The sequence below is a fragment of the Pseudomonas sp. MF4836 genome (assembly GCF_002018875.1).
Classification (GTDB): domain Bacteria; phylum Pseudomonadota; class Gammaproteobacteria; order Pseudomonadales; family Pseudomonadaceae; genus Aquipseudomonas.
Map to the genome: position 1 here is coordinate 112,393 of NZ_MVOL01000018.1, position 14,993 is coordinate 127,385.

The window sequence follows — 14,993 nt, forward strand, 5'->3', positions numbered from 1 at the left end:
GCGGCCGGCCACGGGCGTCAGGACGCGGCCTGGCGATTGGCGTACATCCGGCACTCGGCCAGCAGCGCCAGCAGGTTCGGATCACGCTCCTTGGCCTTGAGAAACACCACGCCGATATGCTGTTGCAGGCGATAACGCGCTTGCAGCGGGATCAGCTTGACCCGGTTCTCATACACCGCGGCAATTCTTCCCGGCAGCAAGGCATAACCCACCCCTGAACTGACCATGCTCAGCAGGGTGAAGATGTCGTTGACCTGCATCGCCACCTTCGGTTCGAACCCCGCCTGCTTGAACACCCGGACCCCGTCCTGGTGCGTGGCGAAACCCTGGGTCAGGGTAATGAAGGTAGCGTCGCGCACATCGCTGAGGTCGACTTCCGCCTGCTGCGCGAAGGGCGAATCGGCGGGGGTGGCGAGAAAGATATCGTCGGAAAACAGCGGGATCTGCTCGCAGTCCGGGTCGCTGATGCTGTCATCCAGGGACACCAGGATCGCGTCGACTTCCATGTTCTTGAGCTTGTACAGCAGGTCGATATTGGACCCCAGGATCAGGTCGATATTGAGTTCGCTGCGGCGGATCTTCAGGCCCATGATCAACTGCGGCACGGTCTTCACCGTCAGCGAATACAGGGAGCCGAGCTTGAAGCGTTCGGCGGAGAACCCGGCGGCTTCACGGGTCAGGCGTACGCTTTCGACCACGTCGCCAATCAGCTTTTGCGCCCGTTCCTCGAGGACATAGGCGCTTTCCAGCGGCGTCAGGTTACGCCCCTCGTGCTTGAACAGCGGGCAGCGCAGGGCACTTTCCAGGGAATGGATGGCCCGATGCACGCTGACATTGCTGGTGTGCAACTCGGCCGCAGCACGGGTCAGGTTGCCGGTGCGCATGAAGGCGAGAAACACTTCGAGCTTTTTCAGGGTCAACTCTTCGTCGATCAGCATGGCGGCCACTCTTGTTCGATGGGCAGGATTGTGCCCGACGAACAGGGCCTTGGCTGGAGCTTTTTTTGCCCCATCTAGTGTGGGTAATGTTGCGCTTTCAGGCTCCAGGCCTGAGCCTTGCGTCCTGTTGTAACCGCTTGAGGGAAAGTGACACATGTATCACGGGGAAAAATTCAACGCCTGGACCCATTTGCTGGGTGCGGTCGCGGCGTGTATCGGGGGCGTGTGGCTGGTGGTCCTGGCCAGCCTCGACGGCAACCCCTGGAAGATCGTCAGCGTGGCGATCTACGGGTTCACCTTGCTGGTGCTGTACAGCGTCTCCACCGTGTACCACAGCGTGCGCGGGCCGAAGAAAAGCATCATGCAGAAGCTCGATCACTTTTCGATCTACCTGCTGATCGCCGGCAGCTACACGCCATTCTGCCTGGTGACCCTGCGCGGGCCCTGGGGCTGGACCCTGTTCGGGATTGTCTGGGGGCTGGCGCTGATCGGCATCCTGCAAGAGATCAAGCCGCGCTCCGAGGCGCGGATCCTGTCGATCGTGATCTACGCCGTGATGGGCTGGATCGTGCTGGTGGCGGTGAAGCCGTTGCTGGCGGCCCTGGGCTCGACCGGCTTCGCCTGGCTGGCCTCGGGCGGGGTGCTGTACACCGTGGGCATCATCTTCTTCGCCCTCGACAGCCGCCTGCGCCACGCCCATGGCATCTGGCACCTGTTCGTGATCGGCGGCAGCCTGCTGCATTTCGTGGCGATTCTGTTCTACGTGCTCTAGGGCTTCATTGGCCGTTAACGCGCCTAGGCGTGCTGCAACAGCCGGTTCAATTGCTCCTGGGCGCGGTGGCTGAAAATGTCCAGCAGGCTGCCCAGGGTATGGGGTTGCGGTTCGCTGGTGCGGGTCACGGCATACAGGGTGATCGGCAGCGGGGGCGTCAGGGGGCGGATCTCGGTGCTGGCAGTCGAGGCGCCGAGGGCGGTGAAGGGGTCGATCACCGCCAGCCCGGCGCCGGATTCGACCATGGCCCGGGCCAGGGAATAGGTCTGCACCGCAATGCTCACCCGTGGCGCCGGCTGCACCGCCTCCAGGTAGCTGTCGAGCCGGGCCGACAACGGGTCGGCGCTGGACAGGCCGATCAACGGCGCCCCCGCCAGTTCCATCAGCGCCAATGGCGTACCCCTGGCGGCAGCCGGCCAATAGTCCCGCGGCGCCAGGGCCACCAGCACCCCCTGGGCCAGGGCCTGGGCCGCCAGCCCCGGGTGATCCGGGCGTTGCAGGGTCAGGGCGACGTCGATCTCGCGCATCAACAGGTTCTGCACCAACTCGCGGCTGTGGGCGCTGGACAGCTCGCAGACCAACTCCGGGTAACGCCGGGTCCATTCGCTGATCGCCGGCGGCAGCAACGACAGGGCCAGGGCCGGGGTTGCGCCGATCCGCAGGCTATGGCCCGGCTTGCGGCGCAGGCTCTGGGCCAGGCGCCGCACGCCTTGCAGGCTCTCGCTGACCTTGTCCACTTCACGCTCCAGTTCCAGGGCCTCCGGCGTGGCCTGGAGCTTGCCGCGTACCCGCAGAAACAGTGGGAAACCCAGTTGCAACTCGGCGTGTTGCAGGACCTTGGTCACCGCCGGTTGCGAGACGTGGAGCAGTTGCGCGGCGCCGCTGACCGAGCCGGTCTGGCGGATGGCCTGGAAGATTTCGATGTGTCGCAGTCGCATGGCAAGTCCATAACATTTGTTTATGGGTGGTCGATCTTTATTCATTGTTCGGCGCCTGTCACCTGCTCCTAACCTGAAGGCCGTTCAATACACAGGTTAAGGACTGATATGACGCAGCGGGTTTGCATCGTCGGCGGTGGCGTGATCGGCCTGGCCAGTGCCTATGCCCTGGTCCGCGAGGGCTTTGAAGTGACCCTGGTGGAGGCGCAGCAGTCGTTCGCCAGTCAGACCAGCTTCGCCAATGGCGGCCAGTTGTCCTACCGCTATGTGGCGCCGCTGGCCGATGCCGGGGTGCCCTGGCAAGCCCTGGGCTGGATGCTGCGCGGCGACTCGCCATTGAAGCTGCGTCCACGCCTGGACCCGGCGCAATGGCGCTGGTTGCTGGGGTTCCTCGGCGCTTGCCGCAGCTCGGTCAACCAGCGCAACGCCGGCCACCTGCTGCGCCTGGCATTGCTCAGCCAGGCCACCTTGCAGGCCTGGCGCGACGAGGATGGGCTGGACGGCTTCGACTGGCGGCGCAATGGCAAGTTGGTGACCTTTCGCCAGCCGGGCAGCTTCGAGCACGCCCGGCGCCATCTGGCGGACAGCCGCCAACAGCAGGTGTTGTCCCACGCCGAGTGCGCACAGCTTGAGCCGACGCTGCAGGACGCACCCTTTGTCGGCGGTATCTTCACCCCGGATGAAGAAGTGGCTGACTGCCACGCCTTCTGCCAGCAACTGGTGGCGCGGCTCCAGGCCTCGGGGCGCTGCGAGTTCCTGCTGGGGCGCAGCGTGACCGGGATCCGCCACAGTGCCGGCACGGTGCAGGCCATCGAGCTGGGGCACGAGACCCTGGCGGTTGAGCAACTGGTGCTCGCCGCCGGCCACCGCAGTGCCGAGCTGGCGCTGCCGGGCCTGAAACTGCCGCTGTACCCGCTCAAGGGCTACAGCCTCAGCGTGCCGATTGGCGAGCAGCACCAGGCGCCGCAGATCAGCATCACCGATTACAACCGCAAGATCGTCTATGCACGGATCGGCCAGCAGTTGCGGGTGGCGGCGATGGTCGACATTGTCGGTTTCGACCCGGCGCTCGACCCCAAGCGCCTGGCCCTGATGCGCCGCCAGGCAGGGGAAACCTTTGCCGACGCCGGCGATTACGCCGCGGCCATTGAATGGGCGGGCATGCGCCCGGCCACCCCCAGCGGGGTGCCGCTGATTGGGGCCACGGCCTACCGCAACCTGTGGCTCAACCTCGGCCATGGCGCGCTTGGTTTTACCCTGGCCTGTGGCAGCGGGCGCCTGTTGGGCGAGCTGCTGGGCCAGCGACCTACCGCTATCGATATGCAGGGCCTTGCGCCCCGTGCTGCATGACCCCTGACCGAAGACCCCGCACAAGGAATGCCCCATGAGCATCAACCGCATCAGCAGCAACCCGCGCCTCAGCGGCGCCGTGACCTTCGCCGACCTGGTGTTTCTGTCCGGCCAGGTGCCGGGCGCGTCGACCGAGGTCGGCGCTCAGACCCGCGAAGTGCTGGAGAAGATCGACGTCTTGCTGGCCGAGGCGGGCAGCGACAAGGATCACCTGCTCAGCGCGACCATCTACCTCAAGGACATCGGCGAGGATTTTGCCGCCATGAACGAGGCCTGGTCGGCCTGGCTGACGCCGGGCCAGGCGCCGACCCGCACCACCGTCCAGGCCGAACTGGCACGGCCCCAGGTGCGGGTGGAAATCACCGTCATCGCCGCCCGGCGCTGACCCCATGACCCACAACGGAGAATAACAATGCAAAAAATCACGTTGCTTGGCTGCACCCTGGGCCTGCTCCTCAGCACTCAGCTCCAGGCCGGCGAAGCGCCGCCCGGCGGTACCCTGGGCAAGATCGCCAACAGCGCCAGCATCACCCTGGGCTATCGCGATGCGTCGGTGCCGTTCTCCTATGTGGGGGATAACAGCGGCAAGCCGATGGGCTATTCGGTGGACCTGGCGAGCAAGATCGTCGAGCGCATCCAGCAGCAATTGGCCCTGCCGAAACTGGCGGTCAAGTACAACCTGGTGACGTCGCAGACGCGCATCCCCCTGGTGCAGAACGGCACTGTGGACCTGGAGTGCGGTTCCACCGGGGTCACCGCCGAGCGGCAGAAGCAGGTGGCGTTTTCCTATGGGTTCATCTACGTCAAAGGCCAGTTGCTGACGGCCCGGGACAGCGGCATCCAGCGCTTCGCCGACTTGCGGGGCAAGAATGTGGTGACCACCGCCGGTACCACCAATGAGCGCTTTCTCAAGAGCTATAACGTCGAGCACAAGATCGACATGTTCGTGATCAGCGCCAAGGACCACGGCGAGGCCTTCCAGATGCTGCAGACCGGCCGCGCCGCCGCTTTCTACATGGATGACGCCTTGCTCTACGGGGAACGGGCCAAGGCCCACGACCCGCACAAATGGGTGGTGGTGGGCGAGGAGCAGTCGCGGGAGATCTACAGCTGCATGGTGCGCAAGGACGATCCGCATTTCCTGGCCCTGGTCAATGCCGCCCTGGGCGACCTGTACCGCTCGGGGGAAATCAACGGCATCTACCAGCGCTGGTTCCAGCAGCCGATTCCGCCCAAGGGCCTGAACCTGGAGTTCCCCATGACCAGCGAACTCAAGGCGATCATCGCCAAGCCGATCAGCGATCCAGTGGAGTAGCGCCAGGACGGGCCGGCCAGGGTTCTAGAAATCGCCCCACAGCTGCTGGGCCACGGCCAGGGCCACCACCGGTGCGGTTTCGGTGCGCAGGACCCGTGGCCCCAGGCGTGCCGGCAGAAAGCCCGCGCCGTGGGCCTGCTCGACCTCGGCGTCGGACAGGCCGCCTTCAGGGCCGATCAGGAATGCCAGGCTGGCCGGCTTGGCATGGCTCACCAGCGGCTCGGCTACCGGGTGCAGCACCAGCTTCAGCTCGGCCTGGGTCTGCTTGATCCAGTCCGCCAGCAGCAGCGGCGGGTGAATCACCGGCACCCGAGAACGGCCGCATTGCTCGCAGGCGCTGATTGCCACCTGGCGCCAATGCATCAGGCGTTTGTCGGCGCGTTCATCCTTGAGCCGCACTTCGCAGCGCTCACTGAAGATCGGGGTGATTTCACTGACCCCAAGCTCGGTGGCTTTCTGGATCGCCCAGTCCATGCGCTCGCCCCGGGACAGGCCCTGGCCGAGGTGGATCTGCAACGGTGATTCAACCTGCCCGGCGAAGCTTTCATCGAGACGCACCGTCACGCGCTTCTTGCCGACTTCCAGCAAGGTGCCGCGAAACTCCATCCCCGAACCGTCGAACACTTGCAGCGCATCGCCCTCGGCCATGCGCAGCACGCGCCCGATGTAGTGGGCCTGGGCCTCGGGCAGTGGGTGTTCGCCGAGGCTCAGGGGGGCGTCGATAAAGAAGCGGGACAATCTCATGGGGGGTCTCTGTTGAAGATGAATCGGTGAACGGCGTTTCGCTGAGTGACCTGCTAGCCCGGATCGCGAAAGCCCGGATGGAAGTTTTCCGGCACCGCGACGCTCAAGGTGTCGCGGGTAGCGATATCGATGCCTTCGCTGGCCACTTCGGCGAGGAAGTCGATCTGCTCGGGGGTGATCACATAGGGCGGCAGGAAATACACCACGCTACCCAGGGGCCGCAGCAGCGCGCCGCGCTCCAGGGCGTGCTGGAACACCTTCAGGCCACGGCGTTCCTGCCACGGGTAGGCGGTCTTGCTGGCCTTGTCCTGGACCATCTCGATAGCCAGCACCATGCCGGTCTGGCGCACCTCCGCGACATGCGGGTGATCCACCAGGTGCGCAGTGGCACTGGCCATGCGCTGGGCCAGGGCCTGGTTGTTTTCGATGACGTTGTCTTCTTCGAAGATATCCAGGGTCGCCAGGGCCGCCGCGCACGCCAGCGGGTTACCGGTGTAACTGTGGGAATGCAGGAAGGCGCGCAGGGTCGGGTAGTCGTCGTAGAAGGCGCTGTAGACCTCGTCGGTGGTCACGCAGGCCGCCAGTGGCAGGTAGCCGCCAGTCAGGGCCTTGGAAAGGCACAGGAAGTCCGGGCGGATCCCGGCTTGTTCGCAGGCGAACATGGTCCCGGTGCGGCCGAAGCCGACGGCGATTTCATCGAGGATCAGGTGCACCCCGTAGCGGTCGCAGGCCTCGCGCAACAGGGTCAGGTACACCGGGTGGTACATGCGCATGCCGCCGGCGCCCTGGATCAGCGGCTCGACGATCACCGCGGCAACGCTGGCGTGATGCTCGGCCAGGGTTTGCTCCATGGCGGCGAACATCGTGCGCGAGTGCTCCTCCCAGCTCACGCCTTCGGGGCGCAGGTAGCAATCGGGGCTCGGCACCTTGAGGGTGTCCAGCAGCAGGGCCTTGTAGGTTTCGGTGAACAGCGGCACATCGCCCACCGACATCGCGGCCATGGTTTCGCCGTGGTAGCTGTTGGTCAGGGTGACGAAGCGCTTCTTGGCCGGTGCGCCGCGGTTGAGCCAGTAGTGAAAGCTCATCTTCAGCGCCACTTCGATGCACGACGAACCGTTGTCGGCATAGAAACAGCGGGTCAGGCCTTCGGGGGTGAGCTTGATCAGGCGCTCGGACAGCTCGATCACCGGCTGATGGCTGAACCCGGCGAGAATCACGTGTTCCAGTTGATCGACCTGATCCTTGATGCGCTGGTTGATGCGCGGGTTGGCGTGGCCGAACACGTTGACCCACCAGGAACTGACCGCGTCCAGGTAACGCTTGCCTTCGAAGTCTTCGAGCCAGACGCCTTCGCCGCGCTTGATGGGAATCAACGGCAGCTGCTCGTGGTCTTTCATCTGGGTGCAGGGGTGCCACAGGACCGCGAGGTCGCGTTGCATCCACTGGTTGTTCAGGCCCATCGTTTATCTCCTCGAAGCGGTCCTGCGGCGGGCGCAGGCAAAACAGTCGCGCAAGCCTATGCAATGCCGGGCTGTGTCACAACCCATTGAGGTTCTGAAGGGCAAATTGGCAGTAAACGCAGGACGGTCTGTCACGTTTTTTGGGGATAGTCCTTAATCCATCGTTAACGTACTGTGCATACCCTTCAGATCATATTTCTCGATATTTCAAAGCGAAATTTTCCGCTTTAATTCGATAGGTAAATCGATAGTCTTGGGCAGCAGTTCTTACAGGATTCAAGTCATGCAGCTACGTAATTCCTCTTCGCGCTACGGTTGGGTAAGCATTGTTCTGCACTGGGGCGTGGCCCTGGTGGTGTTCGGCTTGTTCGCCCTGGGCCTGTGGATGGTCGGCCTCGACTACTACAGCACCTGGCGCAAAGACGCACCGGACCTGCACAAAAGCATTGGCCTGAGCCTCTTCGCCATCATGCTGCTGCGGGTGCTCTGGCGCTTTATCAGCCCACCGCCGCCGGCGCCGGCCAACCACGGGCGCCTGACTCGCCTGGGGGCCAAGTTCGGTCATGCATTCCTTTATCTCAGTCTGTTCGCTGTGATGATTGCCGGTTACCTGATTTCCACCGCAGACGGTGTCGGGATCCCGGTGTTCGGCCTGTTTGAAGTACCCGCACTGCTTTCCGGGCTACCGGACCAGGCAGATGTGGCAGGCGAGGTGCATCTGTACCTGGCCTGGATGGTCGTGATTTTCGCCGGGCTGCATGGCCTGGCCGCTCTGAAACACCACTTTATCGATCGTGATGCGACCCTGGTTCGTATGCTGGGGCGCAAAGCCTGATGTTCAACCTCGACTCAAAAGGAATAGAAGCATGTTGAAAAAGACTCTCGCCGCTCTGGCCATCGGTTCCGCCCTGCTGTCGGCCGGTCAGGTGATGGCTGCTGACTACGTGATCGACAAGGAAGGCCAGCACGCTTTCATCGACTTCAAGATCAGCCACCTGGGCTACAGCTACATCACCGGTACCTTCAAGGACCTGGACGGCAAGTTCAGCTTCGATGCCGCCAAGCCGGAAGACGCCAAGATTGAAGTCAATGTGCGTACCGCCAGCGTGTTCACCAACCACGCCGAGCGCGACAAGCACATCGCCAGCAAAGACTTCCTGGACGTGGGCAAGTTTGCCGACGCCAAGTTCGTCTCCACCAGCGTCAAGCCAACCGGCAAGAACGCCGACGGCAAGCTGACCGCAGACGTCGCGGGCGACCTGACCCTGCACGGCGTGACCAAGCCAGTCGTGGTCAAGGCCACTTTCCTGGGCGAAGGCAAGGATCCATGGGGCGGCTACCGTGCTGGCTTTGAAGGCACCACCAGCTTCAACCGCCAGGACTTCGGCAAGATGATGGACTTGGGCCCGGCGTCGAACAACGTCGAGCTGTACATCACCTTTGAAGGTGTGAAAGCGAAGTAATTTTCGCCGCGTGCCACAAAACGCCGACCTTGAGTCGGCGTTTTGCTGTGTGGCGATCTTCGATTGTCGGCCGTGCCCCTAGCGGTCCTGGCCGGTAACCGGCGCCCCATGCAAAACGCCCCCGATCTTGCGATCGGGGGCGTTTTTTTTACAGGCTCGGCTTAGCGATTACGCGTCAGCAGGGCCGGTTTTTCACCCCGTGGGCGGCTCGGCAGTTGATCGAGCTGCTCAGGTGTCGGGAAGCGATCGCTTTTCGACTCCTTGTGCATGATCTTCGGCTGAGTGCCACGTGGGTTCTGCACGGCCGGTTCCTGACGCGGCTGGTCATCGGAGCGAGCCGGGCGGCGATTGCGCGACGACTCTTCGCGACGGGCCTGGCCATCACGAGGAGCGCCGTTGCGTGGGCCGTTGCGCTTGGCCGGTGGGGTTCCGGTGGTCGCGCCGTTGCTGCTGCGCGGACCGTTCTGGCGACCTTGCGGCTGGCCGCCGCGCGGTGCTGCACCGGCGCCTGCACCTGCACCTTGTGCCGGGGCGCCTGGACGGCGGCCGCGACCTTGAGCCGGCTTCTGCTGCGGGACGTAGTCGACGCGGTTACCGAAGTTATCGATATCGTCGTCCAGGAACTCGTCCGGTGCGCGGTCAGCGGCTGCACGTGGGGTTGGCTGGCGCTGTTCGCGGGCCGGGGTGCCTTCGCGAGGTTTCTGCTCGCGAGCCGGGCGGTCGCCACGAGCGGCAGGTTTGTCCTTGCCGCCCTTGTCCTTGCCCTTGTCTTTACGGCCACCGCCGCCGCCACCGCCGTTCGGGCCATCGCCACGCGGGCCACGGGCATTGCGCGGGTTGCGCACGTCCGGACGTTCACGCACTTCAGGCTTTTCGGCTTCTACGGCACTGGCGTCAAAACCCATCAGGTCGCCGTCGGCGATTTTCTGCTTGGTCATGCGCTCGATGCTTTTCAGCAGTTTCTCTTCGTCCGGGGCGACCAGGGAAATCGCTTCGCCCGAACGACCGGCACGGCCAGTACGGCCGATGCGGTGCACGTAGTCTTCGTCGACGTTCGGCAGCTCGAAGTTGACCACGTGTGGCAGTTGGTCGATATCCAGGCCGCGCGCGGCGATGTCGGTGGCAACCAGGATCCGCACTTCGCCGGCCTTGAAGTCGGCCAGGGCTTTGGTGCGGGCGTTCTGGCTCTTGTTACCGTGGATCGCGACAGCGCTAAGGCCGTGTTTGTCCAGGTACTCGGCCAGGCGGTTGGCGCCATGCTTGGTACGGGTGAAGACCAGGACCTGTTCCCAGGCGCCGGCGGTAATCAGGTGCGCCAGCAGGGCACGCTTGTGGCTGGCGGCGAGGCGGAATACCCGTTGCTCGATGCGCTCGACCGTGGTGTTCGGCGGCGTGACTTCGATGCGCTCGGGGTTGTGCAGCAGCTTGCCGGCGAGGTCCGTGATGTCCTTGGAGAAGGTCGCGGAGAACAGAAGGTTCTGGCGTTTGGCTGGCAGGCGCGCGAGGACTTTCTTCACGTCGTGCACAAAGCCCATGTCGAGCATGCGGTCGGCTTCGTCCAGCACGAGGATTTCCACGTGGGACAAGTCGACGCTGCCTTGACCGCACAGGTCGAGCAGGCGGCCCGGGCAGGCAACCAGCACATCAACCCCACGGGCCATGGCTTGCACCTGTGGATTCATGCCGACGCCGCCGAAGATGCAGGCGCTGACGAACTTCAGGTCGCGGGCGTAGAGCTTGAAGCTCTCATGCACCTGGGCGGCCAGTTCGCGGGTTGGGGTCAGGACCAGGACGCGCGGTTGGCGCGGGCCGTGACGCTGGGATTTGTCCGGGTGACCGTTGGGAAACAACCGTTCCAGGATCGGAAGGGCGAAACCGCCGGTTTTACCAGTACCTGTCTGCGCCGCAACCATCAAGTCGCGACCTTGCAACACGGCGGGAATGGCCCGCTGTTGCACCGGAGTAGGCTGGGTATAGCCGGCGGCTTCGATCGCGCCGACTAAAGCCTCGGAGAGACCGAGGGAAGCAAAGGACATGAGTAATCCTGTTTTAGTTAGGGCTTGGCCCAGAGGGATAGTCTTGCCTGGCGCGAATGGCGTTTAAGAGGACGCAATCCCGTCCGGTCCAGCTTCAGTCCTGAAGACGTGCCCGAAAAAGCCCGCGCGGGCCGTATTGGCTGCGCTGTAGCGGTATCGAGATGCCTTGAACAGGAACGAGCGTCCGGGCGTGAGCCTGGCGGAAAGGCCGGAGTATAACAGAGCAATCACTGTGCGCTGCTTTCCTGCTGCTCAACGGTTTTATCGGAGGTGGAGTGCAGGGTCGCCTTCGAAGGTCCCGGGGCGCGAGCGCCGCCGTAGCGGGCGTTGAGCTCGGCGTAGGCCGGTTCCTGCTTGAAGCGTTTGAGTTCGGCGGCGAAGCGCTGCACCAGCAAATCCATGCCGGCGTTGCGGCGCACGGCCAGGAACTGCCCCTGGCGCACCAGCACCAAGGGGTTTTCGGTGATCTGGTCGCGCACCTTCAAGGTGTCGAGCAAGTACTGGCCGACCCGGCGATCGGTGATCACCAGGTCGATCCGTCCCAGCAGCAGCTTGCCGAAGTTGGCTTCCTGGGTGGGCGCGGGCTCGCGCGTGAACAGCGGCGAGTCGTTGAATTCATCGGTGTACAGGTACCCGGGGGAGGTGCCGATGGTCAGGCCGCTCAAGGTCTCCAGGCGGCTGAACGGGTGCGGGCGCTGGTTGGCGTAGAACATCACGAACTCCACTTCCGACAGCGGTTCGCTGGGGTAGAGCAGGCTTTTTTCCCGTTCTTCGCGATGAAAGATATCCAGCACCGCGTCGGCCTGGCCCTGCTCCAGCATGGCCAGGCAGCGTTTCCACGGCAGGAACTGCCATTGCACTTCGATCCCCAGGCGCTGGAAGACAATGGCCGTGGCCTCGTAGTCCAGGCCCATGGCCTTGCCGTTTTCCTCGTAGGCGTAGGGCGGCCAGGGATCAGTGACAATGCGCAGCTTCTCGCCATGGGCCGCAAGGCTCAGGCAAGTACAGAGAAGGGCGGTCAGCAACCGGAAGATGACAAACATGGCGCGAGATTACGCCGTGACCCGCTGAAATAGCTAGAGGCAGTGCAGACCGCTCTAGCTCAAGGACCCGGCATGAAAAAGGGCCCTGGTTTCGCCAGGGCCCTTGGGTGTTCAACCTGCGTCGATCAGCGTGGCAGCTTCAGGTTGTTCCACACTGCCAGGCTCGGCTCGGCCTGGTTCAGGGTATAGAAGTGCAACCCTGGTGCGTCGCCTTGCAGCAGGCGTTCGCACATTTCGCTGATCACCTGCTCGCCGAAACCCTGAATGCTCTGGGTGTCGTCGCCGTAGGCTTCCAGCTGCTTGCGGATCCAGCGTGGGATCTCGGCGCCGCAGGCGTCGGAGAAGCGCGCCAGCTTGCTGTAGTTGGTGATCGGCATGATGCCCGGCACGATCGGAATGTTCACACCCAGCTTGCGCACGCGCTCAACGAAGTAGAAGTAGCTGTCGGCGTTGAAGAAGTACTGGGTGATCGCACTGTCGGCACCGGCGTTGGCCTTGCGCACGAAGTTGTTGAGATCGTCTTCGAAATTGCGCGCTTGCGGGTGCATTTCCGGGTAGGCAGCGACTTCGATATGGAAGTGGTCGCCGGTTTCCTGGCGAATGAACTCCACCAGGTCGTTGGCGTGGCGCAGCTCACCGCTGGCCATGCCCATGCCGGAAGGCAGGTCGCCGCGCAGGGCGACGATGCGCTTGATCCCGGCAGCCTGGTACTGGTTGAGCAGGCCGCGCAGATCGTCCTTGCTGTCGCCGACGCAGGACAGGTGCGGCGCAGCGGGGACTTTTACTTCGCTCTCAAGCTGCAGCACGGTGTTGATCGTGCGATCGCGAGTCGAGCCACCGGCACCGTAGGTGCAGGAGAAGAAATCGGGGTTGTACGTGGCCAGCTGACGGGCAGTGGCGAGCAGTTTTTCATGCCCAGCATCGGTCTTGGTCGGGAAGAACTCGAAGCTGTAGCGACGGTCTTGGGACATGGAGGGGGCCTCCAGCCGCAAGCTTCAAGCTGCAAACTGCAAGCAGGCGGTGCGCCTGTTCTTGTAGCTTGCAGCTTGAAGCTCACAACTGCTTAAAGAGAGCAATGAAGGAGCAAGCCCCTCACCACAAGCTGCAAGTCAGCCAACCGCTCTAACTTGCCGCTTGCAGCTCGAAGCTCGGCGCTGCTTAGTACCGGTAAGCGTGCGGCTTGAACGGACCTTCGACGGTCACGCCGATGTAGTCGGCCTGGGTCTTGGTCAGTTGAGTCACGACGCCGCCGAAGCCGCGGACCATTTCCAGGGCCACTTCTTCGTCGAGTTTCTTCGGCAGTACTTCAACGGTCAGGCGCTCGGCTTTCTGGGCTGGCGACAGGTCGGCGTACTTCTGGCCGAACAGGAATATCTGCGCCAGAACCTGGTTGGCGAACGAGCCATCCATGATGCGGCTTGGGTGACCGGTAGCGTTACCCAGGTTCACCAGGCGGCCTTCGGCCAGCAGGATCAGGTAGTCGTCGTTCTGGGCGTCGAACGCGCCAGGGCCGGTACGGTGGATCTTGTGTACCTGAGGCTTCACTTCTTCCCATGCCCAGTTCTTGCGCATGAAAGCGGTGTCGATTTCGTTGTCGAAGTGGCCGATGTTGCAGACAACAGCGCGCTTCTTCAGGGCTTTGAGCATGTTCGAGTCGCAAACATTGACGTTGCCGGTGGTGGTCACGATCAGGTCGATCTTGCCCAGCAGTGCTGCGTCGATGCAGGCGGAGGTGCCGGTGTTGATACCGTCGATGAACGGCGAAACCAGTTCGAAACCGTCCATGCAGGCTTGCATGGCGCAGATCGGGTCAACTTCGGAAACCTTGACGATCATGCCTTCCTGACGCAGGGACTGGGCCGAGCCCTTGCCCACGTCACCGTAGCCGATGACCAGCGCTTGCTTGCCGGACAGCAGGTGGTCGGTACCGCGCTTGATCGCATCGTTCAGGCTGTGACGGCAGCCGTACTTGTTGTCGTTCTTGCTCTTGGTCACCGAGTCGTTGACGTTGATGGCCGGGATTTTCAGCTCGCCCTTGGCCAGCATGTCCAGCAGGCGGTGCACGCCGGTGGTGGTTTCTTCGGTAACGCCGTGGACGCGGTCCAGGATCGCCGGGTATTTCTTGTGCAGCAGCTCGGTCAGGTCGCCGCCGTCGTCGAGGATCATGTTGGCATCCCACGGCGCGCCATCCTTGAGGATGGTTTGCTCCAGGCACCACTCATACTCTTCTTCAGTCTCGCCTTTCCAGGCGAAAACCGGGATGCCGGCAGCGGCGATGGCAGCAGCGGCCTGGTCCTGAGTCGAGAAAATATTGCAGGACGACCAACGCACTTCGGCACCCAGGGCAACCAGGGTTTCGATCAGCACGGCGGTCTGAATGGTCATGTGGATGCAGCCAAGAATCTTCGCGCCCTTGAGCGGCTGCTCGGCGGAGTACTTGCGGCGCAGACCCATCAGGGCCGGCATTTCCGATTCGGCGATGATGGTTTCGCGACGGCCCCAGGCAGCCAGGGACATGTCGGCGACTTTGTAATCGTTAAAATCTGCAGGCGTGATAACAGCGCTCATGAAGAGCCTCCATTCGTAGTTATGCGAATGGGCGCCGTTGTGCGTTTGGTATCTGGCCGACTGTGGCCAGCAACGCCCCATCCGAGCCTGACAGGTAAACCTGCTGCAGCGCCCCTCGGACAGGTGGCGGGAAAACGGTATCCGATACAGATGACCGTTTTGAAACGGTGGCGATTATAGCTGGGTTTGAGCGCCAAGTGGCAAGCTGCAAGTCAGCGCGGACCGGCTTTTAACTTGCAGCTTTGAGCTTGAAGCTAGAAGCTGGGGCCCATCCACAGCTGTCTTTGATACACATCTGACGCTGGCGACGAACCACCATGCGTAGCACTCGGCGATCGCCGTCGAACAATCACCAAACAACACTGA

Annotated in this window: 14 protein-coding genes and 1 riboswitch; of the genes, 6 read left to right on the top strand and 8 right to left on the bottom strand. The window is 63.1% G+C overall.

Annotated features, from left to right (window positions below; translation table 11 throughout):
• Positions 1–17: 17 nt before the first annotated feature.
• Positions 18–938 carry a LysR family transcriptional regulator gene (locus MF4836_RS30995; protein ID WP_078473554.1) on the bottom strand — a complete coding sequence of 307 codons (921 nt, stop codon included), beginning with the start codon at positions 936–938 and terminating at the stop codon, positions 18–20.
• 154 nt (positions 939–1,092) lie between these two features.
• Here MF4836_RS30995 and trhA point away from each other — a divergent pair, with 154 nt between their 5' ends.
• Positions 1,093–1,710, top strand: a complete 618-nt coding sequence (trhA, locus tag MF4836_RS31000) for a PAQR family membrane homeostasis protein TrhA (RefSeq protein WP_020296200.1) — start codon at positions 1,093–1,095, stop codon at positions 1,708–1,710.
• 23 nt (positions 1,711–1,733) lie between these two features.
• Here the strand turns inward: trhA and MF4836_RS31005 are convergent, their stop codons facing one another.
• Complete coding sequence (locus MF4836_RS31005) at positions 1,734–2,648, bottom strand: LysR family transcriptional regulator (RefSeq protein WP_078473555.1); 915 nt, start codon at positions 2,646–2,648, stop codon at positions 1,734–1,736.
• A 108-nt stretch (positions 2,649–2,756) separates the two neighbouring features.
• Between MF4836_RS31005 and MF4836_RS31010 the strand changes: the two genes are divergently transcribed.
• Genes MF4836_RS31010 through MF4836_RS31020 form a run of 3 tightly spaced genes read left to right on the top strand, consistent with a single transcriptional unit; the run spans position 2,757 to position 5,313 of the window.
• Positions 2,757–3,998 (top strand): D-amino acid dehydrogenase, encoded by a 1,242-nt coding sequence (locus tag MF4836_RS31010; protein WP_078473556.1) that lies wholly within the window; start codon positions 2,757–2,759, stop codon positions 3,996–3,998.
• A gap of 34 nt (positions 3,999–4,032) precedes the next feature.
• Positions 4,033–4,383 carry a RidA family protein gene (locus MF4836_RS31015; RefSeq protein WP_078473557.1) on the top strand — a complete coding sequence of 117 codons (351 nt, stop codon included), beginning with the start codon at positions 4,033–4,035 and terminating at the stop codon, positions 4,381–4,383.
• A gap of 27 nt (positions 4,384–4,410) precedes the next feature.
• The gene (locus tag MF4836_RS31020) at positions 4,411–5,313 is read left to right on the top strand and encodes a transporter substrate-binding domain-containing protein (protein WP_078473558.1); all 903 of its coding nucleotides are present in this window, start codon (positions 4,411–4,413) and stop codon (positions 5,311–5,313) included.
• Positions 5,314–5,337: 24 nt separating this feature from the next.
• Here the strand turns inward: MF4836_RS31020 and MF4836_RS31025 are convergent, their stop codons facing one another.
• Together MF4836_RS31025 and MF4836_RS31030 are read right to left on the bottom strand one after the other, a co-directional pair.
• The gene (locus MF4836_RS31025) at positions 5,338–6,057 is read right to left on the bottom strand and encodes a 16S rRNA (uracil(1498)-N(3))-methyltransferase (RefSeq protein ID WP_078473559.1); all 720 of its coding nucleotides are present in this window, start codon (positions 6,055–6,057) and stop codon (positions 5,338–5,340) included.
• A 53-nt stretch (positions 6,058–6,110) separates the two neighbouring features.
• Positions 6,111–7,517 carry an adenosylmethionine--8-amino-7-oxononanoate transaminase gene (locus MF4836_RS31030; RefSeq protein ID WP_078473560.1) on the bottom strand — a complete coding sequence of 469 codons (1,407 nt, stop codon included), beginning with the start codon at positions 7,515–7,517 and terminating at the stop codon, positions 6,111–6,113.
• Between the two features lie 283 nt (positions 7,518–7,800).
• Here MF4836_RS31030 and MF4836_RS31035 point away from each other — a divergent pair, with 283 nt between their 5' ends.
• Entirely contained in the window at positions 7,801–8,352 is a 552-nt protein-coding gene (locus tag MF4836_RS31035; RefSeq protein WP_078473561.1) for a cytochrome b, read from the top strand.
• Between the two features lie 31 nt (positions 8,353–8,383).
• On the top strand, positions 8,384–8,980 hold the full coding sequence (locus tag MF4836_RS31040) for a YceI family protein (protein ID WP_020296208.1): 597 nt from the start codon (positions 8,384–8,386) through the stop codon (positions 8,978–8,980).
• Between the two features lie 161 nt (positions 8,981–9,141).
• On the opposite strand, the gene MF4836_RS31045 is transcribed toward MF4836_RS31040, so the two are convergent.
• The 4 genes from MF4836_RS31045 to ahcY all read right to left on the bottom strand — a co-directional run bounded on the left by MF4836_RS31045 (position 9,142) and on the right by ahcY (position 14,627).
• Complete coding sequence (locus MF4836_RS31045; protein WP_078473562.1) at positions 9,142–11,016, bottom strand: DEAD/DEAH box helicase; 1,875 nt, start codon at positions 11,014–11,016, stop codon at positions 9,142–9,144.
• 227 nt (positions 11,017–11,243) lie between these two features.
• Complete coding sequence (locus MF4836_RS31050; RefSeq protein ID WP_078473563.1) at positions 11,244–12,059, bottom strand: substrate-binding periplasmic protein; 816 nt, start codon at positions 12,057–12,059, stop codon at positions 11,244–11,246.
• Between the two features lie 125 nt (positions 12,060–12,184).
• A complete protein-coding gene (metF, locus tag MF4836_RS31055) occupies positions 12,185–13,030 on the bottom strand; it encodes a methylenetetrahydrofolate reductase [NAD(P)H] (RefSeq protein ID WP_020295314.1) in 846 nt (281 codons plus the stop codon).
• Between the two features lie 187 nt (positions 13,031–13,217).
• Complete coding sequence (ahcY, locus tag MF4836_RS31060; protein ID WP_078473564.1) at positions 13,218–14,627, bottom strand: adenosylhomocysteinase; 1,410 nt, start codon at positions 14,625–14,627, stop codon at positions 13,218–13,220.
• 22 nt (positions 14,628–14,649) lie between these two features.
• Positions 14,650–14,750, bottom strand: a riboswitch (S-adenosyl-L-homocysteine riboswitch).
• Between the last annotated feature and the right edge of the window lie 243 nt (positions 14,751–14,993).

Excerpts from the sequence above, each read along its gene's own strand:
- MF4836_RS30995 (WP_078473554.1), bottom strand. The coding sequence starts at position 938 with ATGCTGATCGACGAAGAGTTGACCCTGAAAAAGCTCGAAGTGTTTCTC.
- trhA (WP_020296200.1), top strand. The coding sequence starts at position 1,093 with ATGTATCACGGGGAAAAATTCAACGCCTGGACCCATTTGCTGGGTGCG.
- MF4836_RS31005 (WP_078473555.1), bottom strand. The coding sequence starts at position 2,648 with ATGCGACTGCGACACATCGAAATCTTCCAGGCCATCCGCCAGACCGGC.
- MF4836_RS31010 (WP_078473556.1), top strand. The coding sequence starts at position 2,757 with ATGACGCAGCGGGTTTGCATCGTCGGCGGTGGCGTGATCGGCCTGGCC.
- MF4836_RS31015 (WP_078473557.1), top strand. The coding sequence starts at position 4,033 with ATGAGCATCAACCGCATCAGCAGCAACCCGCGCCTCAGCGGCGCCGTG.
- MF4836_RS31020 (WP_078473558.1), top strand. The coding sequence starts at position 4,411 with ATGCAAAAAATCACGTTGCTTGGCTGCACCCTGGGCCTGCTCCTCAGC.
- MF4836_RS31025 (WP_078473559.1), bottom strand. The coding sequence starts at position 6,057 with ATGAGATTGTCCCGCTTCTTTATCGACGCCCCCCTGAGCCTCGGCGAA.
- MF4836_RS31030 (WP_078473560.1), bottom strand. The coding sequence starts at position 7,517 with ATGGGCCTGAACAACCAGTGGATGCAACGCGACCTCGCGGTCCTGTGG.
- MF4836_RS31035 (WP_078473561.1), top strand. The coding sequence starts at position 7,801 with ATGCAGCTACGTAATTCCTCTTCGCGCTACGGTTGGGTAAGCATTGTT.
- MF4836_RS31040 (WP_020296208.1), top strand. The coding sequence starts at position 8,384 with ATGTTGAAAAAGACTCTCGCCGCTCTGGCCATCGGTTCCGCCCTGCTG.
- MF4836_RS31045 (WP_078473562.1), bottom strand. The coding sequence starts at position 11,016 with ATGTCCTTTGCTTCCCTCGGTCTCTCCGAGGCTTTAGTCGGCGCGATC.
- MF4836_RS31050 (WP_078473563.1), bottom strand. The coding sequence starts at position 12,059 with ATGTTTGTCATCTTCCGGTTGCTGACCGCCCTTCTCTGTACTTGCCTG.
- metF (WP_020295314.1), bottom strand. The coding sequence starts at position 13,030 with ATGTCCCAAGACCGTCGCTACAGCTTCGAGTTCTTCCCGACCAAGACC.
- ahcY (WP_078473564.1), bottom strand. The coding sequence starts at position 14,627 with ATGAGCGCTGTTATCACGCCTGCAGATTTTAACGATTACAAAGTCGCC.